The sequence below is a fragment of the Prolixibacter sp. DSM 2831 genome, assembly GCF_056493735.1.
Window position 1 is genome coordinate 4,691,629 of record NZ_CM151379.1, and the last position, 24,236, is coordinate 4,715,864.

At 44.4% G+C, this 24,236-nt stretch carries 16 protein-coding genes; 5 read left to right on the top strand and 11 right to left on the bottom strand.

The window, feature by feature from the left end; all coding sequences use genetic code 11:
- Positions 1 to 253: 253 nt before the first annotated feature.
- The 6 genes from AC060N_RS19430 to AC060N_RS19455 form a co-directional block, all read right to left on the bottom strand.
- A complete protein-coding gene (locus AC060N_RS19430) occupies positions 254 to 2,581 on the bottom strand; it encodes an Ig-like domain-containing protein (RefSeq protein WP_479525161.1) in 2,328 nt (775 codons plus the stop codon).
- A gap of 4 nt (positions 2,582 to 2,585) precedes the next feature.
- Positions 2,586 to 3,320, bottom strand: a complete 735-nt coding sequence (locus AC060N_RS19435; RefSeq protein WP_479525162.1) for a hypothetical protein — start codon at positions 3,318 to 3,320, stop codon at positions 2,586 to 2,588.
- A 30-nt stretch (positions 3,321 to 3,350) separates the two neighbouring features.
- On the bottom strand, positions 3,351 to 4,376 hold the full coding sequence (locus AC060N_RS19440; RefSeq protein ID WP_479525163.1) for a hypothetical protein: 1,026 nt from the start codon (positions 4,374 to 4,376) through the stop codon (positions 3,351 to 3,353).
- Positions 4,377 to 4,450: 74 nt separating this feature from the next.
- Entirely contained in the window at positions 4,451 to 5,350 is a 900-nt protein-coding gene (locus AC060N_RS19445; RefSeq protein ID WP_479525164.1) for a hypothetical protein, read from the bottom strand.
- A 7-nt stretch (positions 5,351 to 5,357) separates the two neighbouring features.
- Positions 5,358 to 6,227, bottom strand: a complete 870-nt coding sequence (locus tag AC060N_RS19450) for a hypothetical protein (protein WP_479525165.1) — start codon at positions 6,225 to 6,227, stop codon at positions 5,358 to 5,360.
- A 25-nt stretch (positions 6,228 to 6,252) separates the two neighbouring features.
- Positions 6,253 to 9,957 carry a LamG-like jellyroll fold domain-containing protein gene (locus AC060N_RS19455; protein ID WP_479526999.1) on the bottom strand — a complete coding sequence of 1,235 codons (3,705 nt, stop codon included), beginning with the start codon at positions 9,955 to 9,957 and terminating at the stop codon, positions 6,253 to 6,255.
- Between the two features lie 1,799 nt (positions 9,958 to 11,756).
- On the opposite strand from AC060N_RS19455, the gene AC060N_RS19460 reads away from it, so the two are divergent.
- Complete coding sequence (locus AC060N_RS19460) at positions 11,757 to 12,386, top strand: hypothetical protein (protein ID WP_479525166.1); 630 nt, start codon at positions 11,757 to 11,759, stop codon at positions 12,384 to 12,386.
- A gap of 600 nt (positions 12,387 to 12,986) precedes the next feature.
- Here AC060N_RS19460 and AC060N_RS19465 read toward each other — a convergent pair.
- Positions 12,987 to 13,742, bottom strand: coding sequence for a LytR/AlgR family response regulator transcription factor (locus AC060N_RS19465; protein WP_479525167.1), 756 nt, complete (start codon positions 13,740 to 13,742; stop codon positions 12,987 to 12,989).
- Positions 13,743 to 14,477: 735 nt separating this feature from the next.
- Here AC060N_RS19465 and tsaB point away from each other — a divergent pair.
- The 3 genes from tsaB to AC060N_RS19480 all read left to right on the top strand — a co-directional run bounded on the left by tsaB (position 14,478) and on the right by AC060N_RS19480 (position 18,093).
- Complete coding sequence (gene tsaB / locus AC060N_RS19470; RefSeq protein WP_479525168.1) at positions 14,478 to 15,194, top strand: tRNA (adenosine(37)-N6)-threonylcarbamoyltransferase complex dimerization subunit type 1 TsaB; 717 nt, start codon at positions 14,478 to 14,480, stop codon at positions 15,192 to 15,194.
- A 1,195-nt stretch (positions 15,195 to 16,389) separates the two neighbouring features.
- The gene (gene efp / locus AC060N_RS19475) at positions 16,390 to 16,959 is read left to right on the top strand and encodes an elongation factor P (RefSeq protein ID WP_479525169.1); all 570 of its coding nucleotides are present in this window, start codon (positions 16,390 to 16,392) and stop codon (positions 16,957 to 16,959) included.
- A gap of 150 nt (positions 16,960 to 17,109) precedes the next feature.
- Positions 17,110 to 18,093: a hypothetical protein gene (locus AC060N_RS19480; RefSeq protein WP_479525170.1), complete on the top strand. Its 984-nt coding sequence runs from the start codon at positions 17,110 to 17,112 to the stop codon at positions 18,091 to 18,093.
- Between the two features lie 35 nt (positions 18,094 to 18,128).
- Here the strand turns inward: AC060N_RS19480 and AC060N_RS19485 are convergent, their stop codons facing one another.
- The 4 genes from AC060N_RS19485 to tyrS form a co-directional block, all read right to left on the bottom strand.
- The gene (locus tag AC060N_RS19485; protein WP_479525171.1) at positions 18,129 to 18,989 is read right to left on the bottom strand and encodes a hypothetical protein; all 861 of its coding nucleotides are present in this window, start codon (positions 18,987 to 18,989) and stop codon (positions 18,129 to 18,131) included.
- A gap of 143 nt (positions 18,990 to 19,132) precedes the next feature.
- Positions 19,133 to 20,578 (bottom strand): O-antigen ligase family protein, encoded by a 1,446-nt coding sequence (locus tag AC060N_RS19490; RefSeq protein ID WP_479525172.1) that lies wholly within the window; start codon positions 20,576 to 20,578, stop codon positions 19,133 to 19,135.
- A gap of 6 nt (positions 20,579 to 20,584) precedes the next feature.
- Positions 20,585 to 21,535: a hypothetical protein gene (locus AC060N_RS19495; protein ID WP_479525173.1), complete on the bottom strand. Its 951-nt coding sequence runs from the start codon at positions 21,533 to 21,535 to the stop codon at positions 20,585 to 20,587.
- 103 nt (positions 21,536 to 21,638) lie between these two features.
- Entirely contained in the window at positions 21,639 to 22,931 is a 1,293-nt protein-coding gene (tyrS, locus tag AC060N_RS19500) for a tyrosine--tRNA ligase (protein WP_479525174.1), read from the bottom strand.
- Between the two features lie 189 nt (positions 22,932 to 23,120).
- On the opposite strand from tyrS, the gene AC060N_RS19505 reads away from it, so the two are divergent.
- Complete coding sequence (locus tag AC060N_RS19505; RefSeq protein ID WP_479525175.1) at positions 23,121 to 24,233, top strand: gamma-glutamyl-gamma-aminobutyrate hydrolase family protein; 1,113 nt, start codon at positions 23,121 to 23,123, stop codon at positions 24,231 to 24,233.
- Positions 24,234 to 24,236 lie beyond the last annotated feature (3 nt).

Consider the following 24,236-nt stretch of genomic DNA (forward strand, 5'->3'; position numbering starts at 1 on the left):
GAGGAGGATTGTAAAACTCCTACGGAGTATGGGCCCTTCCTTCTATTTCATTTCTACAATACTGTATGTCCTACGGACAATCGTTTCGAAACCATTCAGGCTCCTTTTTCTTCTTAACACTTAAAACTCTGTTCTAATGAACGCTTTTCTTTCTTATTTCGTATTGTGTCAGGTTAAATTCGCTCTTCTTAAAACTTAAAACCTAACACGTAAAACTTCTTCCGTCTGACATCTCTCCTCTAACGTCTCTCTTCTAGTAGGCTATGTAGACGAATCCTTTATAAGTCTTGTGCGTACCACCGAGGGTTAACACATAGTAGTAGGTTCCAACCGGCAACAGACGGTCACCCGACATCAGGCCGGTATTACACTTACCATCCCAGTCGTTTTTGTAATCCTTGCTCGTGTATACCTTGCTCTGCCAACGGTTATAAACCGTAAGTACCGTACCCGGATACTGCTCAATACCCAGAATCTCGAATGTATCGTTAAAGCCATCATGGTTCGGCGAGAAGGCTTCCGGAATAACCGTCGGGCCTCTGCTGACATCAATAACCACCACAGCCGAATCACACAGATTGGTCAAGTCACACACCTGGTAGGTAAACTGATCGTTACCCTGGTAAGGCTGCGTCGGTGTATAGTTAATGGTTCCATCCGGCAATACCTTCACATCTCCATAACTCGGCTTCAGCAATATTGTCACCGAACTGGTGTCCAGGTTATTATCAATATCGACATCATTGGTCAATACCCCAATATTGATGGGCTCCTGCGCCGATGTAGCAGCGAAGTCATCGTATGCTACCGGAGCGTGCTGAACCGCCTGAACAAACACATCTGTTGTCGCCATACATCCCGAAGTATCGGCAATGGTCAGCGTATACGTACCGGCCGAGCTAATCTCCAATGTCGGTTCGTTCGACACTCCTTCGATGGTTCCATCCGTTGTCGTCCAGTTGAATGTCAATGGTCCCGATCCGGTTGATGCTGACGCATCCAGAACAGCATTCAAGCCCGACTCGATGGTGTTCGGCGCATCCATGACAATCTCCGGCAACGGCAATACCGTAGCGACCATTGTGTCTTTTTTACTCAATCCGGCACTATTCGTAACCGTCAAAATCAATTCATGCTGTCCCGGTCCATCGGGAACGAAGTTGGTTACCTGAGCTGCCGGGTTGTCAAATGTGCCGGTAGTTGATGTCCAGTCGTATCGTAAATCCAATCCCTGAGAACCGGAAGCATCCGCTACAACGGTTCCACAACCACTGACAAGTGTATCGTTGCCGGCATTCGCAATCAGGTCAGCCATCACATATACATAGGCTGTTGCATAGGTCTGATGAGTTCCGTCGTTCAATTCATAAACAAAGTGATCGGCACCCACATACCCGGGATTCGGTGTATACGTAAACTCACCCGTAGTATTGTTCCAGGCTGTAACAGCACCGTGCATCGGCTGACCACTGGCGTCATTCACAAGAGAATAACTTACCGCATGAGAAACATCGACCGGCAAATCATTCGGGGCCACCGAACCGGAAACCGGCCGCATGAAGGCCATGAACAAATCATCACCTCCGAACGGCGGATTATTCTGTTTCGTATTGTCGTACAGATCCAGCTCCACCGTCGCCTCTGTTGTACTATGTCCGTCGGAGACTTCGTAAGTAAAACTATCCTTCACCGGATTTGACGTCGATGGTGTATACGTGTAGGTTCCGTCTGAATTCAGTACCAGCGTACCGTTCGATGGTCCGTTCTTCGGCGTCGTATTCACGGTTAACGGATCGCCGTTCAGATCAATGTCGTTGTTTAATACCGTTGATTTTATCTGCGTACCCGCTGGAACCCTTACCTCGTCATTAAAGGCGACCGGCGCATACTGCTTCGACGGATTGGTTCCCAGAAGTTCGAATTGCACCTTCGATTCCATGGTAATACCGTTCTTCTCTACCTGGTAGGAGAAAGAATCATGACCGGTATATCCCTGAGCGGGTATATACGAATAGTTTCCGTCGGTACGGCCCATAACCACCTGCCCGTGTTTCGGTTGAACGGTTACGGTGGCCGTAATGTCATTCCCGGCCAGGGTAGCAAGCGGCAAAGCTTTCGTTGCAGCAGATGCCATCGACAGCATGAAGTCGTTGGTAAACACACTGGCATTAATCGCCGTGACATTCACGCTGCTGATGTTGTGGTCATCGACCAGCTCGAAAGTATACGGCTCAACAATCTCAACGGAAATTTGTCTCGGATCGCCCACACAAGAGGCAATCGGTTGATTGTCGCTGTTCAGGTGTACCTGCGTAACGGAGAGCTCCAGTGTATACATTCCGGGCGTTCCATCCCAGGTAATGGTCACCGAGTTGCCGGTCGAAGCACTCAAACCGGTTGACGAGCCACCTGAAATACTCCAGTGGTACTCGTAGCCCGGCTCAGATGTTACGCTGTAGGTCCGTGTTTCACCCTGTGGTACTTGCTGGTCAGCTGTGGTCTGGGCATACCCTTTCCCTACCGGGAAGAAGAGTGCCAGCAGGCTAATCAGCAGGATGTTATGTTTCACGTACCTATTCACGTAACTAGTTCATTTGTATGACCGGGGTTACCGGCGTTTTAAATATCGTGTATTGGAATGTTCCGGCAGTTGTCGAAACATGAATCTCCATTCCGTACTTATCGGTGGCTTTCACCAGTACGACGTCGTAAACCTGGTCTTGCGACACATCATTTACGAGGCCGTTCAGCGGTAAGCTGAAATCAGTGGCATCCAACAATTTCTTTTGTAGATTTTGTGTTGTTCCGTCGGGTTTGGTAACGGTATAATCAACAGTTACCGGGTAATTGGCATTGGGTAACGGAACGCCATCGGCCGCAAACAATTCAACGGTAGCCGTTGTGTTGCTGGTCGGTGTATTCGGGTCGGCACAATCGCCGGCCTCTTTCGGGTTAAAGGCGATACTGGATGTGTTGGGCTGAACATTAACGACAATGGCCTTGGTATTGGTACAGCCATTGGCATCGGTTTCCGTCGCCGTCACATAGTAGGTTCCGGTTTTGGCCCATGTTACATCGATGGAAGCCTGACTGTTTCCGCTTGGGAAACTAATTTCCGAAGGTTGTGCTGCTTCGGTGGTAAATGTGTGTTCGTTGTAAATCACCCAGGAGTAACTACTCCCGGGATGATTTTCAACAAAAAGATTGCGTGTTTGCCCTTCCGACACCACAAACGCCTCCTGTGCCGTGGCAGAAGCCACGGCCAGGAACACCCATCCAATGATGAGTAGCAGGCGTTTATAGGTACGGGTTGAGAACACTAAATGTTATTTAAATTAATTTCGATTCAATTAATTCGATTGAATATCAGAAGTACTTGGACGGGCATTAATAATTTGTGTTCTTGAATCATCTGTTTGGCCCGAACCGTTAATATCTTTTACAGCATTATTGTCAGCATCGATTACATTAGAAATTGTCATGACAATATCCTGTTCCGTAGTACCATCATTATAACCAGACTGGTTCGTATTAGATCCCGTTGCAGTTTGATTATCAACAGTAACTTTTACAAAGATTTCATTCGTTCCTGATGCAACATCAACAGGAGTTCCAGGAGTTATCGTTCCAACTGAAGTGAACCCGCTTTCTTTTCCATTACTACTTGTTCCATATTCTGCGGTAACATTAGCTCCACCAACATTGGTATTCGAATAATTAAAATCGAAACTCCAAGCTGTATTAGCTATACCAGTTGCTTTCAATTTGTATACTACTACAGTTTTCCCATAAGTATACTCGATATGATCAGTTACATATTTGGCCGTAACATCTGCAGCACAATTGGTATTGTTGTCCGCAACTACAGTATAGCTACCATCAGTAGGATCAACCTTCACATCATCAAATGCAAGTTGGAATCCATTTGTTGGGGTGACCGGATATGCTTTTAGGTTCGAACACCCATTAGCATCTTCTTCCTGAACAACAATAAAAAACTGAGTGCTCGCAGCTGCTGCAGCTACAGCTTTTGATGTCCAGGTAAGTGAAATATAGTTATCATTACTTCCAGTGCCATTATAAGTACCATAAGGAGCGGTAAAATAACCATCACTTATACTAGCTGCCGTTGTATTGTCTGCCAAATTATTAGGATCAGTTGCAACCCACCACGTATATGTATCTGCAGAAGCAGTATTATTAAGAGTCTCTGTACCATCAATAATACCATTTCCATTGGAGTCAGTCCATGAACCATTCACATAGTATGTGTGAGTAGAACCGGCATAAGGAGCTGCACCTGTGCCTTGAGCAAACACCTTTGCACTACCCAGTGCAAAGAATGCGATTAAAGAAAGAATGAGTAATTTTTTCATGATCTTTTGGTATTGTATAAATTCAAAGTTTTAATCCTCCCGGAGTAATATCCGGGAGGAGATATGTTCATTAATTAGTTTCCTTGGAAGTTTTGAATGTCCGGCATTTCATTAAATCCATGATCGGCATTCTGAGGAGATAGCACCGTCACACCAGTGACATCATCAGAAGCACTAGTAATATTCAAATTAAATAATGGTGTATCACCCGGAACATTATTTACAGTAAGTGTCACCAATACATATTCATCATTTGCCGTAACGTTAATTGTTTGATTAGTCACACTAGATACATCTGTTCCACTTGCATATGTAGTATTTGATGTATTACCAATTGCAGTATAGCTGAATGTACCCGTACTTGAATTGCTAATATTGAATTTGGCGGTCCAGGCATTAGATGACTTATCCCGATGCAAACGGAATACCACTTGTGAAGTCCCAGCAAAATAAGGAGTTCCAGAGACATTTACCACTGGCTGTAAACCAGTTTGGTCAGGACAACTAGGATCTGCAACGGTAGACGCATCCCCGTTAATGTAGTCACTAAGGCCTGTTACGTCATCAACAAGAACATTGAAGTCGTTAGGTTGGGGTGTCACCTTTACTGCCATATAATTCTCACAAACAGCTGGATCTGATGTTTTATAGACTCGCACAAAAAGGTAAATACCACTTGTTCCATAGTTTGATGATGCATCGGATGCCCAAGTTACGTCAACACTGGCCGTGTCTTCCCCTGCAGAAACAACTCCATGAGTAATGGAAAGTGTACCCGGATTTGTTACCTTGTTTAAACTTCCTACATCCGCAGTTGTAGAAAAGAAAAACTCATATTCCATTCCCGGAGTAATTCCGCTAAACGTATACTTGTGTTTGGCTCCATCGTATGGTTTATCCCATGAGCTCTGAGCTGAAGCAAACTCCATGCTTCCAAGGAAAATCAGTATAAAAGCAATTAATATTTTTTTCATAGCACAGTTAATTGAATGAATCGATTCTTGGCATTATTTTAATTGTGTGGGTACTAGCGTCGTCTGTCTGGGTACCCGTTTCACTCGCACTATTTGTATCAGAAGCATTGGAGATCGTAAATGTTACATCAATTCCACTGCCGGGGGTATTATCAACAGGGATGTTGATGAATACGTAATTTGATGCTGCTGGAACAGTAACAGTATTTCCACTTATCGTTGCTGTACCACTGGGAGCCTCTACAGAAACAGTTCCTTTCGTCGTTGCTGCTCCCGTTACCGCATAGTCAAATGACCATTCTGCATTCGAATACTCCCGGTCAATACGATAACGAACATAGGTATATCCTGCATTGTAGGAATCCCAATTCGGATTAAATGCCTGTGTACTTAACAGTTCAGGACATTGATTCCCACTATTGTTGGTAGGTGAGGCTACTGTTTCATCCGGCGCCCCTGTGACATCCCAAACAACTAAATTCAGGTTATTGGAAGGAGTAATTGTTTTATATGCGAAGTTCAAACAGCCACCAGCGTTATCTTCTACTTTGACAAAAAGATAAACTGAACCTCCATTGCTGTTTGCAACGGTATAAACATCATATCCCCACTGAACTTGAAAATCTTTTGTCCCGCTTCCGGAAACAACTGTATAAGGAGTAATCGTTCCGGCATCTGAAGGATCAGTTGAAGTCGTACTGGTAGAAACCCACCAGGTGTAGGTTAAATTATTAGCCGTACCATCGGAACCGATGGCACCGATTGAATAGGTATAAGTCTCATTGGGCCAGGGAGTCCATTTGGTCCCTTGTCCGAAAACATTACTCAGCGAACTTGTGAGTAACGTCACTAACAGAATCAACAATAGCTTTTTCATACTTGCACAATTAGTTATATTATCTTTAGTATATTCCAGTTAATTCAGGTTTATGCTCAATCGTCACTGTAAATGACAGGGTACTGGTTTTTCCATTCCCATCATCCAACGTATATGTAACTGTGGACAGACCTTCATTGAACGTAACGTTTACGGTAGGACCTGTCACCACTGTTGAATTGACCGTTGTCGCTCCGGCCACACTGTACGACAGAGTAGGTGTTCCGCAATTGTCTGTATTAGCGACCGGAAGATCGAGTGTTAGCGTTGCCTGCTGCGATAATTCATCTGCGGCACACTCTGTCAGGTTTCCGAAAGTAAATGCTGTATCGAATGCTGGTGGCTCATTATCTATAACGGTAACCGTCCGCGAAGCCATTGTAGGCCCATTACATCCTGTAGCTTCTACCTTAATATTCACGGTACCCGAAAATCCCTGAGTCCAGGTCATCACCCCGGTTGACGGATCGATGGAACCAGCAGACGGATCATCAATGCTCCAGACTAATCCCGTGCTATTGGTGGCAGTTGACGAATAAGTGGTTGTCAAGGTACCAGTCTCAGGCGGGCAAGCAGGCTCTGAACCAGCCGAAACCGTAATGGGGGTCGGTACTCCCACCGATGGTGTTGTAGTAACTGTATGCGTAGCCGTTTTAGGGCCACCGCAACCTTCAGCCGTCACCGTTATAGTCGAGGTACCAGTCCAGGTATCAAGGTATGTAACATCACCTGTGCTGGCATTGATGGTATTGCCATAACTTTCACTTGTTGCATCCAGCGAATAAGTGATTGCAATAGCATCTGAGGCTGTTGCTGTATAAGTTACCGTTCCTGCTCCCTGGCAACGAGTGGATGTTGGGCCGTCAGCAAACACCGGCGTTCCAACTTCAGGATTCACGGTCACATTAATATTACCGGTTGTTGCGCATCCAACTAACGGTTCCGTGAGCGTATAAGTGTACGTGGTATTCGCAGTTGGACTCACATCATTGGTGGTTCCGGCTCCTCCTCCCGGGGTCCAGCTTACAGTGGGCCGGAAAGGTGCATCGGTCGTATGGGTAGCACCATTGGAGGTTGCATTGGTACCACCGGTTGCATCCACCACATTGGTGCCGGTATCTTGGTTGAAATTGTAATATACAACTTCATTACTATTTACCGCATGATTGAACTGCTCAGCAAACACTTCGTCACCAGTCAATGAACGATTCCAAAGCTTAAATTCATCAATCTCACCCGTAAAATTATCTCCGGCGTGAGTACTGCCATCCGGATAAACAATACCTCCGCCACCCGAATACCCAATATTAATGTCTCCTGAATGGGCGGCTAAATTGTCTTTTGCAGCATCAAGTGTTGTTCCCCCAATGTACGCTCCGTTTAAGTATCCTTTCAAGTATATGCCATCGGATGCGGTTCCATCATATACAAAAGCAATGTTATACCATTGCCCGACATTTATTCGGGCACTAATCGGTTTAGGTGTCCAGCTATTTCTGTTTTCCCATCCGTGAACATAAACGGAATCATTTTCAACGTAAATAGAAAAACCGTTCACGCCCCCGCCTTCTTCATAAAGCACTTGCCTGGTACTAACACCGTCGGCCTTAAACCATAGCGATACAGTCCGATTAGAGACTGCCTGTAAATTAATAGAGTTATCATTGGGTATTGAAATATGACTACTCCCATCAAACTGCATAGCAGAGTCCACCGGTAAAGTTACCCGAAGGTGAGCAGTTGAGCCACTGCAAATGGTCGTATCGGGGCTGGGTGTGTATTGGGGAGCATCCATGACATGAACCCGGGCTGTGTCCGTGGCAGAACATCCCGTTGGTGTAGAGGTTGTAGCAATATAGGTATAGTTGCCGGGGGCTGACGGAGGAGTAACATTGGCTGTTGCCACCTCCTGATTGGAACCTGAATAACTTACTGGCCCAATCGTGCCCGGACCACTGAAATAGGTCGTATACTTTCCATTGTATTTCACAGTAATTGACCAACCGATTAGTTGACCAACCGCATATCGGTCGTTGTCAGAGACATGTAATGACCATACTCCACTGGCATCATTTATCGGAAAATTTATGCCATTAAAATCATGCGGACTATCGTTACCATCAATCGGTAAATATGTCCCAGGGGAAACTTCTCCCTGCCCACCAGGTTGGCTAGGAAATGGAACTGTACTTGATGCTGAAAATACATATTCTCCGGTGCTAACTAAATTGTCCCAATCCCATCCTCCATCGGGTCGGCTGAAAAGCGTTGTTGTCCCGGCTCCTCCGGGCCCAGTCAATGTTACGCTCAAGTCCCCTACCCAGGTATGCTCCATCGTCAAACTCACAATTAAATCAGCGTTAGACGGGATTGAACTGCCGGAAGGCAATGTAACTGTAGAACTTATACCTGTTGGGTCATTATCTGGAATAATAATGTTCTGATTATTACTTCTCGTAATCGTTCCGACGTCCCCCCCACTACTATTAGCTGTAAAACCAATGGAAGAACCTAAGCACGTATAGTTCCCGGAGGTCGATAATAAAACCTTAGGCAGGTTACTTACCGTTAACAAAGCTATATCACTAATAACACTATTACTATTCAAATCAGAAATAAGACATGTATATTTTGCCGCATCAACCAAGCTTAAATTATTAATATTAAGCGTAGGTGAATTAACCCCGGTGATATTACTACCATTAGACAAATTATTGCCGTTTTTTTGCCATTGATAAGAAACGGCATTATTAGCAGTAACTGAAAATGTTACTGAAGAGCCGACACAAGCTTCCTGCGAAACGGGTTGCTGAACAATTGACACATTGGAGCTCTGATTTGGTGGTGAAGGACCAAAATTGCCATTGTTTACATAGTTATTGGTAACCGTTACTGGTATTTGCGCCGTTACAGTAGAGCCCGGGTCAATAGTCAAATTATAAAAAGTGATTTTTTGGCTTCCCGTACCAGTTATCAATTGTGCTGCCCCTGAGAAGATAACGGTACTGGTACCCGGATCAAAAGCACCATGCCCCGTCATATCCCACGTAGAACCATCCATAATGATGGTACCGCTTCCTGCACTAAAAACCCCACTACCCGCTATGGTTACATCTTGTGCGAAATAAATATCTCCACTACCTGCATTAAACTTGCCCTGGCCGGCGAAGGTACTATTATCGAAGAAATTAACAGCGCCCCCAGTAACATCAAAAATTCCATTCCCAATTAAAGTTGAAGCTCCATATACATTTAAAGTTCCGTCATTTAAGTTAAATACGGAATGTCCATCCATATCAAATGTAGCACCACCGGAAGGAGTCCCAATATTCACGGTTCCATCAACAACATTAAAGTTCCCGCTAAAAGACAAATCCCCTAAGAAATTGATGGTTCCCGAACCAAGATTAATGTCTCCGGAAATATTCGCTGGAGAATGAAGCGTAAAGATTCCGTTGCCCACATTCAGTAATCCATTGTTATCAGAAAAAGTTCCGGTAACATCCAGGCTAATTCCATCAGCAATGCTTAATGTCGAATTATTCTTCAGTGTAAGAGTTGCCAATGAAATATCCGAATCCAAAAGTGGCGCATTCGTAGCATTTTGGATAGTCACATCATCTCCGGCGACAGGAACACCGTTACTCCAGTTTGCCGGATCGGACCAGGAAGTGCTGGTTCCGCCTGTCCATGTAGTGGATTTTCCGAAAGCAAACCCGGCTCCCAGCACCAACAAAAGCGCGGAAATCGTTAAAATTTTTAAATAGTGATGAATTTGATTGGAGGGTGATTTTTTGCTTGAAGAACAACCGGCATTAGTCGCTAACAGAGAGGGACCTTTTAAATTCTTTTGATCGCGACCAGTCGGACTGTGTGTGCGACAGCATACGAATTTCTTTACCGATATGTTAATCAGTTGATGTAACAAGTGCTCCTAATTTTTGCCTTTTTATTCCTAATCCATTGCGTCAACCAAGACTCCTCAATCACCAATATGGCTTACGCAAATATTTAATTTGTTCAATGTCTTAAAATCAGACATTTTTTCAACAAAACTAAAAACAGCAATAAACACCTAAAAACGTGTTATATAATGCTGGTGTCCTTTTTACTCCTGAGGTAAAATTATTAAAATTTGTTAAACAAAACAGCGACCATTATATAATAATCGACCATTACCTCCGTTGCAATGCCAAGACTATGTTGTATTCTATTGATTTACTTCACATTGTGCAAAATGCGTCATTGTATATTTTTTTTACATTTTAACATTTTTCCATCCGGGTTTTGCGTCATTATATTTATCATATAAATACCTATGACTTCCATAAACGGTGACTCAGGCTGTTTTTACCGGATATGAAAGTCACGACCACCCTCTTTCCAGTCACTCGCGAAATTGGTATTTCGTTCATCGCAGAATACCATTTCCAGGAACGCGGCCGGTACCAGAAGACCCTTTCGTCTCATTTAAAGTCTTCTTAACCAGTAATAAAATAACGCCATCGCTTCATATATATTTTACATCACAGCTTATTTAGACCAGAAAAAATCACAACTCAATTTTTATCTGATCATCAAAAACTTTCAACTCAAATGCCACATGCCACTAACCATCTTAAATAAAGCCAATTGAGAAATAACCAATTCACATTTTGTTAATTTTTTTTACAATCAAAGTCATTCACTTTATACCAACTTATCAATCTATTATGTTAACACACTTGTCCTGAATCCGTTAGATTTGGATTGAAAACAGGCGGTATGATCGCAAAAAACGATAGACGATGAAGAGTTTTAAGAGGAAAGAGTGCAGACATCAGATTTTAGACCTTGGATATTTCAGGTTAAAGAAAAGCGTTCATAAGAATAAAGTTTTAGGTGTTAAGTTTTAAGGAGGCAGAGAGGTGACTGAGTGCTGTTTATCTGTTTGCCCGTAGGGCATACAGTATTGTAGAAATGAAATACAAGGAAACGACCGTACTCCGTAGGAGTTTTACTATCCTCCTCCGGCCTGCGGCCACCTCCTCCAAAGAGGAGGACAGTTCGCGAATGACCGAGATAAAAAAACAATTGATTGCCTTTATAGATGAAAGAAGAAATGTTGTATTCTTCGGCCTGAAAGGCCAGTTCAATTTAGCCCAATGGCAACGCCCCACGACGTCCGTCGGGACAGGCTTGGGTAACAGGAAACCACCCCGCGTTACAAAGCCGTCGTGCGATGCAACCATTTGGAAAACGAACGCTGTTTCTACCGAAACGTGCAACGGCACAGAAATTGCCTTTTACCGGTATTTCCTCCTCCAAAGAGGAGGACCGTTTGTGAATGACTGCACGTTGAAACCCGGTCAATTGTTAGCATTCACGGCAATTTGTTGCAAAGGGAATGACCAGATACCCGCTATAGAGTTTATAAACTTGTGCCATAGCCTTTCTCTATGGTTTCTGTAAGGTTTTTATATACTTTTCGTATTTTTAATTAGAGAAATTTATTTTCATTAATGTAAACTAACTAACTATTCTATCTATATGGCTCGAATTCATGGTACAATCGGGGGTCACTTATCAGGTAAGCTCGACGGCTTGGTCTTTGTAAAAGTAGGCGATAAAACCTACGTCCGGACAGCACCTGAGCGTCGCAAAGACAGCTGGAGCCCCAAACAGGAACAACACCGAAGAAGATTTCAGGCATTTACGCGGTTTTACCGGATGCTTCACGGAAACATTGTACAGCCAATCTGGAATTTGTCGGCAACAAAGCAACAAACCGGCTATAATCTTTTCATGAAAGCCAACCTGCCCGCCTTTAATGCGGATGGATCTGCCTTCGATCCTTCCCTTTTGCATTACTCCACCGGGCCACTGGCTCTTCCTCAAAACTTAATGCTCCACCGCGACGAATTGAACCCGATGGTGGTGCATGTCAGCTGGAATCCGGAATGTATTACCAGTAAGGAACGACCGGATGATGAACTGTTGATAGTTTACGGTGGAAGTTTTAAAGCCATTGGACCTATCGAGGCAGGCGTCCGGCGGGAGACCGGTAAGTGTACCATCGATTTCACGGGGCAATTGACAAAAGGTTCCTGGGAGTTGTACCTGTTTTTTGCTTCGGCAAACCGGGAAAAATATTCACCAGACAAGCATTTTTCGGTTTAGGCGCACGTAAAGAATTTTGAATGATGACATTCAGACGTTAGATAATAGATACAAGAGAGTTTTAAGCAAAAAGATTTAAGTTTTAAGAAGGTAGATAAATGACGGAGTGCTATTTATCTGTTTGCCCGTAGGGCATGCAGTATTGTAGAATAAAAATTGAAGAAAAGTGTTCATCAAGGTCGTGCGGTGAAGCCGTTTTGGAAAACGAACGTTGTTTCGACCGCAACGTGCAGCGGCGTAGATATTGCCATTTACCGGCATTTCCTCCTCCGGCCTGCGGCCACCTCCTCCAAAGAGGAGGACAGTTCGCGAATGACCGAGATTAAAAAATAACAATCGATTGCCTTTAGATGAAAGAAGAAATGATGAATTCTCCGGCCTGAAAGGCCAGTTCAATTTAGCCCAATGGCAACGCCCCACGACGTCCGTCGGGACAGGCTTGGGTAACAGGCCCCCACCTCGCGTTACAAAGCGGTCGCGCGATGCAGCCATTGGGAAAACGAACGCTGTTTCGACCGTAAGATGCAGAAGTTTATCGGAGTGATGACGATTGTAACAAGTCGAAGTTGAAACCACAAAAATTTCGGAGGAGCGAATTGCTCAAAGTCGGTTATGGAGTAGCCGGTTTAATAGTTCATCTTTGTATTTCGAGGAAACCTTCAACATTTCCCCACTCTTCATTTCGACCATACCGCCCCCCGATTTCAGGTAGCGTACCACATTTTTCAGGTTAATCAGATGGCTACGGTGGATGCGGCAAAAGCCGTGATGAGCCAGAAGATTTTCAAATTCCATCAGCGTCCGGCTCACCAATGTTTCGGTTCCGTCTTTAAAGAAAATGCGTGAGTAATTACGCTCGCCTTCACAACGTTCAATATCGTCAATCCGCACAATGGAAAATCCATTCAACTCCGGCAAGGCTATGGTAGCGTTGGACTCTTCTGACGAGCCAAACAAATTATCCCGCATGGCCCTTACTCTTGGCAAAGTCGATGCGGATGACACCTGGTTAATCCGGTTCAGCGATGCCTTAATGTCGTCGGGAACGATCGGCTTCACAATGTAGTCGAATGCTGAATACTTGAAAGCTTTGATGGCATACTCGCTATACGCCGTTGTAAAAATTAGTTTGAAGTCCGTGTTCTCTAGTTTTTCAATCAAATCGAACCCGGTACCGTCGGGAAGTTTAATGTCGAGGAAAACCAAATTGGGATTCACCCGGTTAATCAACTCAAGACCTGAAGCGACAGAATCAGCTTCCCCCTCGAGAATCACATTTTCAAAACATTTCTCGAATGTCTTTTTCAAAATCGTTCTCGAAAGATGATCGTCGTCTATGATAACCGTGCGCAACATGATTTCTCTATACCAATTGTATGAAATTCAGAATAAACCTCGTAAAAGTATAAAAACACAACATATCAACACGGAAACAGGGACGAAAGTTTTACGGAATTATGTTCGGCATGAAATAAGGTACTACCCTCCCGAACCACCCCATTTCAGGTTTCAGGTTGCGCTACGTTTCTGTTGTTAGAAAAAAGACATCAGACACCAGACTTTAGATTTAAGACCTAATACCCTACACCGAATACCATAAATGTCTTCTTCCTTTAACCTATAAACCTGGCAACTTTAACCTTATATTCCTGTTCGGCATGAGATGAAGTTCTCTCTTCCTTTGCATGCTTCGCGTGTTTAGGCTTTGCGGGCTCTGCGTGGTGCCTTAATTCATTCCTCGAAAAGATCGCTAAGAAGCACAAAGAACGCTGAAATTCTCTTCATTCAGCTACTCCTTAAATTCATACGTTCCTTCATCAATGATTAACAAAGCCCCATTAAACCTGTTTACCATTGCATGCTTCGCGTATTCAGGCTTTGAGCCCTCTTCGTGGAAAATTTGCTTTCCGTGTAAACCGCGGGACGATCAAACAGAAAAAATCAGGTTTCTTTGGAATCCTCGGTCACGATGTATCGTGCCCCGACACCGAGGGCCTTTTACTTAAACCATCCATCCGGTCGAAACGTTACTCACTAGCCGGATAAAATACCGACTTGAAAAATTTACCATCTTTGCACAAAATTGAAAGCATGTCTTTAATTCTGAACCTGGAGTCCTCAACCGAAGTTTGTTCTGTTTCCGTAGCGGAAAACGGTCACATTCTCACTTTTCGTGAAAACAGTGATGGTATGAATCATGCCAAATTGTTGACCGTGTTTATTGAAGAAATTTTCAACGAATTGAAATTAACAGCAGAACAGCTGGATGCTGTAGCTGTATCGGGAGGGCCGGGTTCCTACACGGGGCTCCGAATCGGGGTGTCGGCAGCAAAGGGTATTTGCTATGCTGCCGGAATACCACTGATTGCTCTGTCATCACTGGAATCAATGGCCAATCATGTGGCGGCTCATCTTTCGGATTACAACCTTCCTGCTGACGATTTGCTTCTCTGTCCCATGATTGATGCACGACGCATGGAGGTATACTCCGCCCTCTATTCCACCGATGGAAAACAGGTCCGGGATATTTCTGCCGACGTTATCGACCACCATTCCTTCCTGGAATATTTGCAAAAAGGCCCTGTTGCATTTTTCGGAAACGGAGCGGAGAAATGCAAACGGGCCATTCAGCACCCCAATGCCCTTTTCCCCGAAGAAATTACCGCTTCGTCGAAATACATGGCGGCGCTCGCCGAAAAGGCCTTCCGGGAGAAAAGCTTTGTCGATGTGGCTTATTATGAACCTCTTTACTTAAAAGACTTTATTGCCACGGTTCCCCGGAAAAACATCTTTGGAAACCAGGAATAAAAGACTATTAGAAGAGTGTTAAGTAAGGGATTGTAAGCCAGGAGACTTTTGACCTTTGTATCATTCACTGTTTTAAATGTTTCTGTCGTTACTGTGGTTCCTATCGTTCGGCTTCGAAGGTTGGTTTCGCATTGCGTCCTTTGTGCAACTCTTCGTGACCTTTGTGGTAAAAAAGGTTCCTCGCAAAGAGCGCTAAGAACCACAAAGCCCGCAGAGATTTATATATGATTTCAATTTCATGGCTTTGAAGCCCGGAAAAAGTCATCTACCTATCGTATCAAGCCCATTTTCCAAAACCACACGTGCTTTTACTCAAAACCACACGTGATCCTGGCTGAAACCACACGTGCTTTTCGACAAAACCATGTGTGATCCTGATCAAAACGACACGTGGTTCGAACTAAAACCACCGCAGTTTTTGTAGCGACCACCTTTTTAATTCCCTGCAAAGAGCGCTAAAGCATCCCAAAGTCCCTAGAGGACTTCTTTTCAATCACCGTAAAACGCACCATTCCTGCCAGATAGCTTAAAAATGATTTTTCATATTGATTTTCAATCCCTTACGGTCTCTGCGTGGAGCCTTTTATTTCTTCCTCGCAAAGAGCGCCAAGCACCACAAAGCCCGCAGAGATTCTCCAGGTCTGCAACTCTCTGACCCATCCATTTCAGCATAAATATCTATTCAAATTCACAGACCTTCTCTTTTTCTTCGCGTTCTCCGCGTATTCAAACTTTGCGGTCTCCGCGTGGAGCCTTCTATTTTTCTCTCCAAAGCACGCTAAGAACCACTAAGTCCGCAGAGAGTCAGCAACTCTCTGAACCCATACATTTCAGCATAAATATCTATTCAAATTCACAGACCTTCTCTTTTTCTTCGCGTGCTCCGCGTATTCAAACTTTGCGTGGAGCCTTGAATTAGTTACTCTCTAACGCCTTCATACAGAAGAACAATACAAAACAATTTTGTCAACGACTGCACAGTCACGATGTATCGTGCCCCTACAGTCTGCCGCGAATCTCCTCAGCCTGGAATCCTATGACTTCGCAGGAAGCGCCGGGAACCACAACATACGCAATATGAAACACTTCCCTATCTTTCTCATGCCCTTTAGGAAAGTTTCACTAAATTTGCGGCCTGACAGATCCCCGGAAATCTGGGGAAGTAAGTAATAATCATTTATTTAAACATATTATAATGGCAACTACTGCAGATTTCCGTAACGGATTGTGCATTGAGTACAACGACCAGTTGTTCCAGATTGTGCAGTTTCAGCACGTAAAACCAGGAAAGGGATCAGCTTTTGTTCGGACCAAACTGAAAAACCTGAAAACCGGACGTGTGATTGAGAACACCTTCAACTCCGGAGTGAAAGTGACCGTGGCCCGTATCGAGCGCCGCCCTTATCAGTTCCTGTATAAAGATGATATGGGATTCAACTTCATGCACACTGAAACATTCGAACAGGTGATTATTCAGCCGGATCTGGTAGAAAACGCCGACCTGTTGAAAGATGGCATGATGCTGGAGATCGTGTTCCATGCCGAAACCGAAACTGCTTTAAGCGTTGAGCTACCTCCGTTTGTTGAACTGGAAGTGGTTTACACCGAACCGGGCGAGAAAGGCAACACGGCTTCCTCCACCGCACTAAAACCTGCCGAAATGGAAACCGGCGCCACCATCATGGTCCCGATTTTCATCAACCAGGGAGACATTCTCAAAGTGGATACCCGCGACCGTTCTTACTCAGAGCGTGTGAAGAAATAAGAAAATTCTTTGAAACGATACCTGAATCCCGGTCGACACAGTTGTCCGGGATTTTTTTATGATGAACAACTGGCAGTAAAAGGATTATTCATTAAATTGCCCAATAATTAGACAATTACTTGTTTTTCCTGAATGAAATCAACTTTTCCTATGAAAACCCGGATGCTGAAATATACCCTAACTTTCTTTCTGATTTTCATTTCGTTTGCTGCTTTTTCGCAAGATTATCAATCAAATCCAGTTACTGGTATTTGGAATGATGCAGCTAGTTGGGATAATACCATTTACGCACCCAATCCAACACCAACAATCCCACCTCCCACAACGTTTTCAACTACCAGTAATGTCAATATCGTTGCAGGTAGCTACATAACATTAAACGGCGATCTCAACTTTAATGCAAAATCAAGCTCGCTCACTGTATCTGGAACCCTTGTTATAACGGGTAACTTATATTTTAAGAATGATGCACAACTTGATGGTGGGATTACGATCGAACCGGGAGGGGTTTTGATTGTATTGGGAGACTTCACTGGTCCAAATAAAATTTCAATATCTGCATCAACCTCTCCCGGCGATGGTTATTTCTATGTTGGAGGAGTCACTAGTTTTAGCGGAACCGCTTCACAAAAGATCATTTCTGGAGCTGAAAATATTTATTATGTAAATCCTCCAACATCTCATTATCCAGGCCCATATGATGGGACTTCAGGTGGTTACAATGGATGTTACAATGATGGGAGTTGTTTATTGCCTGTTCCTATTCAGGAAGCCGTTGGAGATAACAATATTACTGCTTCCCCATCCTCCGTCGAAGGTTGCGTAAGTAATGACCAAAGTTCATTTACTTTCACGCTTCCAACTGCAAGCAATAATACAGCTGATAATACTTTAGTAATTGTTTACCAAGTCATACGTGACTATGGTGACACGACTAACCAACAACCGGTAGGCGGAAGTGGCTATACAACATATTCAGGACCTCAAGATGTGATAATTAGCGAGAATCCTACCGGACATACTTATTCAGTACTATTTTACCTTGAGAACACTTCAAATGTGATACTTCCCGGTTACAAAGTAGTACCCATTAATCTTTCCGATCCACCAACAACAGGAACCATAACGAAATAAAATTTTGGGACAATTGAGAGAAACATTATTTCGGTTTAAGGCACTCTTTGTATAATGCCTGTAGTGGGAGCCGACGAAACATTAATTGGGGAAGTTTCGTCGTAAAATGCTGCGCCTAAAAAATACCAACGCCCGATTAGAGTTCCTCCCTCATATGCTTTTTTTAATTGTAAGTAGGTATTAATCTCTGTCACCCCTGAAGTTGTATCAACAAGAACCAAGGGACTAGCTAAATTAGGCGATGTAATAAACAACCGATAAGAGAACCAGAAAGAGAGTAAGTTCTTCCATTGTATATAGACAATATCTCCATCACAACCTGATATTTGATCCGAAGGCAGAATAAATGATTGAGTAGCAGAATAGGTGCCATTTAGCACATTAATGGGATCATTAGGATCGGTAGGAAGTGTTTCATAAATTGTTCCTGAAACAGATGTACCTGTAATACCACCTGTAGCAAAAACTCTTCCTCCTCCCTGAATATCAATATTATCGTGCCCCTGACTATTTGTTATTGTCAACAGTCCCGTTATCAGCAAATCACCGCTAACCAGTACCACTTGATTAGGATTATCACAAGTAAAAGTCCCATAAACAAGCAAACTACCACCTCCATTTAATGTTATTTGACTTTTGTTATTGTCCATATAGACATTCCCGTAAATAACGAGAATGTCATTCACCGTCAAAGTAATTTGAGCCGTTAAATGAAGGTCGCCGACCAATACAACTTTATGATTAATTGTGGCATTGCTGTTCAGATTCAGATTGTCCGGAGCAGTTCCGCCCCAAGTCGCTCCGTCTTGCCAGTTTCCGTCCGCAGTTGTCGCAATTTGAGCCGACGAGACCCCTGTAAAAAACAGAAACACAATTATTAGTAAAGTACGATTCATTACTATAGAATTAAACTCGGTCGAAGAAGTCGTTTGCGAAACAAGAAAAGTATGTTCAGCAAAAGCACGTAGTCTATCTGCCTTATTAACGAATAATTACGTTTTTTATTGCCAACATCTTTCGGGAAAGAACAATCCTGGTTCTAGTCTCTAATCCTATTAGATTTCTCTATATCCAGCACCACAATCAGCGCAAAACTCATCCAGAAAGGAATGGCGGCATTGTCCATATCGAGGAAATTGTTGAGAAAGCTGTGGACGAAGTAGGTAGTGAGGGATAACACCGCGGCTAACGACAGGAGTCGCGTCCGGGAATCCTCCGTTCGGGAATACAGTCGGATGCCGGTGTATAAAATAGAGACAATCAGTGCCAGGAAAGCGAGTAATCCCAACAAACCGGAAGAGACCAATGCGCCCAGGTATTCGCTGTGTGCATTTCCCCAATCGCCGGAGTTAGTGCTGATAATCGTTCTGAATTCCCGAATCTGAAACGGAGCATATTTGAACTGATACGTATTCGGTCCCCATCCAAAAACCGGCTTTTCCTTAAACATTTCCAACGCGCAGTACCAGCGATTCAACCGTTCCACGTTCGATGCATCGGAAGTAATATTGGTCATCGACTCCACATGTTTCACCATGTTACTCGAAGAATCGGTCTTGTTTGTTTCCAGCTTCAACAGAATCTGTGTCCAAAATGTAAACAGGATGACCACGACGGTTACAGTCGTAAGGAGAAGATGTGTGAACCGAATGCGCAACTTCATGATGACCCAAACAACGGCAGCAACAGCCACACTTAACCAACTGGCACGTGAGTAGGAGAACACCAGGCCGGCAACAAAGACAGGCAGGAGCAGAACAAACAACGCCCGTGTTTTCATCCTGCTTTTGCGATCAGCGGCAAAAGCCAGCAAATAGGGAATCAACATCGCTATGACGGCACCGTAAACGGTATGATCGTTAAAAAATGGCTGAGGAACTTTATAAGCAATCTGTTTATTCCATAAACCATAACCAATGTGCTTCCTAATGGTCAGGATTATCACGATGACCATTCCTGCCAGGAAAAGTAACCACAACTCCCTGACCGATGAAAATCCTCTCTTCAGATACTGTGTTGCCATGAAATAGGCAGCGCTGATAAACCAGGCAGCTGCCAAAAAAGCTTTTAACGACACCAGTGGCATCGTAGAGGTCAAACTGGTCAGCAACATCCAGCCCAGGTAGATGCCAATCATCAACGTAACAGGGTGACGCCACACCTTCCGGTCAAAATCATTCTCCTTTAAAAGGCGCAGCACAAATATGCCCAGCAGTCCAAAGAGAATGGGTTCCGATGGCAGGCTCATATTGATGGTTGAATCCGGATAAAATGTGGTTAACGGGATAGAAAGTGGTGTCAAAAATATGACCAGTCGAAACAAAACATCCAGACGGTACAGAGCCAACAGCACCACACCCAAAGCCAAAGGCAATAGGATCAGCAGCCGGCTCTCCTTCACAATCAACAGATAAATATTGGCCGCAATAAAAAGAAGCGACACAATGTAAAACAGAGCAAGTTTTATGTGGCTGACGCGTTCCACCCGATGCTACGATTTTTTACGATCGACTACTGCGATAACGACTGTTCCAATCAACAGAGCAAACAAAACACTCAACAGCACAATCAGGGTTCGTTTCGGCCAGTATTTCCTATCGGCTGGGAAAGGTTTTTGAACAACCCTGGCAAACCGGACCTGTTTGTTCGACTGAGAAAGTGCCCAATGATGATAAGTTCTCAGCGAATCGATCTCTATATTGCGACCCTGTAGCTCTTCGCTCATCTGCCAAAAATGGACACCCTTTTGGCCTAAATTCTCCAAATCTTTCTTAACCTCTCGGGATGAAGGAGATGACACTCCTCCTTTGACAACCGCTGCCATATAACCCCGGGTTACCTCCTTCACCTGCTCCGGATAGTCAAGTAAACCGGTCTTTTCGCTGTATTGTGTCAAATCTTTTACCAATGAATCACGTTGGAGCACCAGATTTTTGAGTTCCATGCCGCTGGTTTCCGCATATTCTCTATACCTCTGACGGTATACATGCAACATTTTGTTATTGCAATAAGATATCAGCGAATCCACCATATCAGAGGCCCGTTGTGGCTCTTCGTCGAGAATACTGATTTCGACAGCCTGATATTCGGTCTTCCGGATGTCCACATTTTTGTCATACCGATCGAGTACGGTGGACCAGAAATAGGGGTAGTTTTTCGAAACCCGATAAGCCTCACCTAAGTCAAAAGTCTCTACCATACGACGCTTCAAATCGGTCGAATTAAAAAACTCCAACATCTGCTCGGTTTCCGATTCATCGCTAAAAGTCCGGACATCCAGCATGGGATACACTTTGGCTACTGAACGGAATTTGGGGTGGATAAAGGTCGGGCCAGTGAAGATGGCGGCCAATACTGCGGCTACAACAGCAATAATCCCCAAATGGAGCTTCCATTTCAGGAGCAGTTGCAACAGACGGCGATTGTCAAAATAATTTTCCATGGTTAGTTAACTGAAAGTAAAACGGGCCTTGTCATTCACAAAGGAAACGAACAAGACCCGTCAAAAATTATCTAATATCATGCTGTTCAGCAGAAAATAACAATTATCCTGCGATAATCAGGAAGTAATTCTTCTTCCCCTTCTGCACCAGCAAATACTTTTCTCCAATCAGCGACGCAGCATTCACGGTTGCATCGTCGGCCGCCACTTTCGATTTGTTAATGCTTAAACCGCCTCCTTTGATGGTCCGGCGCAACTCTCCTTTCGACGGGAACACCTGCGTATGCTCTGCCAGCAGATCGATGACGCCAACACCTTCGTCAAACAACTTCCGGTCGACCGGGAATTGCGGAACCCCTTCGAAAACCGAAAGGAAGGTATCTTCATCCAGCTTGCGCAATTGCTCTTCCGTCCCTTTTCCAAACAGAATCTGTGATGCCTCTACAGCCGCATCATAATCGGCTTCGGAGTGAACCATACAGGTCACCTCTTTGGCCAGCGTTTTCTGCAGAATACGCGTGTGTGGTGCTTCCTGATGCTCCGCTACCAGCTTTTTGATCTCCTCCTGGGGCAACAGCGTAAAGATTTTAATGTACCGTTCGGCATCGTCATCGGAGGTGTTCAACCAAAACTGGTAAAATTTGTAAGGTGAAGTGCGCTTCGGATCGAGCCAAATGTTGCCCGATTCGGTTTTTCCAAACTTTTTCCCGTCGGCTTTGGTAATCAGCGGACAAGTAAGTGCGAAGGCCTCTCCTCCCAGCTTACGACGAATGAGTTCGGTACCAGTGGTAATATTTCCCCACTGATCGGAACCGCCCATCTGCAATTTGCAGTTTTTGGTCTCGTATAAATGAAGGAAATCGGTTCCCTGAACCAGCTGATAGGTGAATTCGGTAAACGATAGTCCGGTTTTGCTACTTCCGTCGAGACGCTTCTTCACCGAGTCCTTCGACATCATGTAGTTCACAGTAATATGTTTCCCGATATCGCGGATGAAACCAAGAAAGCTGAACTCCTTCATCCAGTCGTAATTATTCACCATTTCTGCACCATTCTCCACTTCCGAGCTGAAATCGAGGAATTTGGCCAGCTGTTCTTTCAGGCAATTCTGATTATGACGCAATGTCTCTTCATCCAACAGGTTCCGCTCCTGCGATTTACCCGATGGATCGCCAATCATTCCGGTAGCGCCCCCCACCAACACAATCGGTTTGTGGCCGGCCACCTGAAAATGTTTCAGCATCATTACCCCAACCAGGTGACCAATGTGCAACGAATCGGCCGTCGGGTCGATTCCCACATAGGCCGTGGTCATCTCTTTCTCCAATTGTTCTTCCGTACCGGGCATCATGTCGTGAATCATGCCCCGCCAGGTAAGCTCATTTACAAAATTCACTGGTATATTTTTTAGTCCGTTAAATGTTCCGTTTGTGCATTTCAACCTTCCGGGAAACCGGAAAAACGACTGTCCGGCTGAAATTTCGCGCTAAGATACAAAATTTTAACGCTCTCCGCCGAAGACCTTCCGTTCGTCCTAACGGGAAAAGATGCTATCTTTAAAAACCACACCATTAGCCCAACCATCATGAAACGAAACCACTTCTTTACCTTTCGCCTGAATCGCGCATTCACATTCCTGCTGATTTTTCTGCTTTCGACCAACGCGTTTGCCTCTAATGGAAACAAGCACCGCATCATCCTGCTGCACCCAACGGTGAGTAACATCGAAAATGCGCTGGCACTGGTCAAAGACGGCTTGATTGACATTTCCAATCTGGAAATGCTTGGCGTTTATTACGCTGACGAAAACTATGATTATTCAGCTTCTGAAAAATATTTAGCCGAACACCTCATCGAAAATTACCATCTGGAGAAAGTCGAGGGAAAACTCACACTCGATGACCTTTTCAGGAAGAATGCCTGTACTGCGCAGTTCCATCAACTTTTCGAAAGTGCAGATGCCATTCTTTTCTTCGGTGGACCGGATATTCCGCCATCCATTTACGGAGCCAAACAGGAGTTGCTTACTTCGGTGACCGACCCTATGCGGCACTTTTTTGAGGCTTCATTCTTCTTCCACCTGATTGGCGGTTCCCAAAATCCGAACTTCAAACCATTCCTGGAAGAACAGCCTGACTTTGTTATCCGCGCATTCTGCCTCGGCATGCAAACCATGAACGTGGCTGCCGGCGGAACACTCATACAGGATATTCCGCAAGATGTTTATGGAATACACGATGTGGAAGATGTACTGAAGATGTCACCAGCGATGATGCACCGGAATTATTACCATGGCTTTTCGGATAATCAGGATATTCTCTACGGGCATTTTCACCCCATTCGGTTGGTGAAGGACGGCTATTTTGTTACTGACGCCGGCTTCCCGGAAAACACTACCCCTTATGTGCTAAGTGCCCATCACCAGTGTGCGGGGAAAATCGGACAAAACCTGAAAGTCATCGCCACATCAATGGATGGTAAAATAGTGGAAGGTCTCCGAAGTACCCGATTTCCCAACGTAATTGGCGTTCAGTTTCATCCCGAACAGGATTATCTGTATCATCCCCATATGAAATTCAACCGCACAAATGACGAATCTTTCAGTCCGAATAAGCTGTTACAAAGGACCAACAGCCTGGCTTTCAACAAAGCATTCTGGAATGATTTTTCCCGGAAGGTGACCGAGAGCAAAAAATAAACC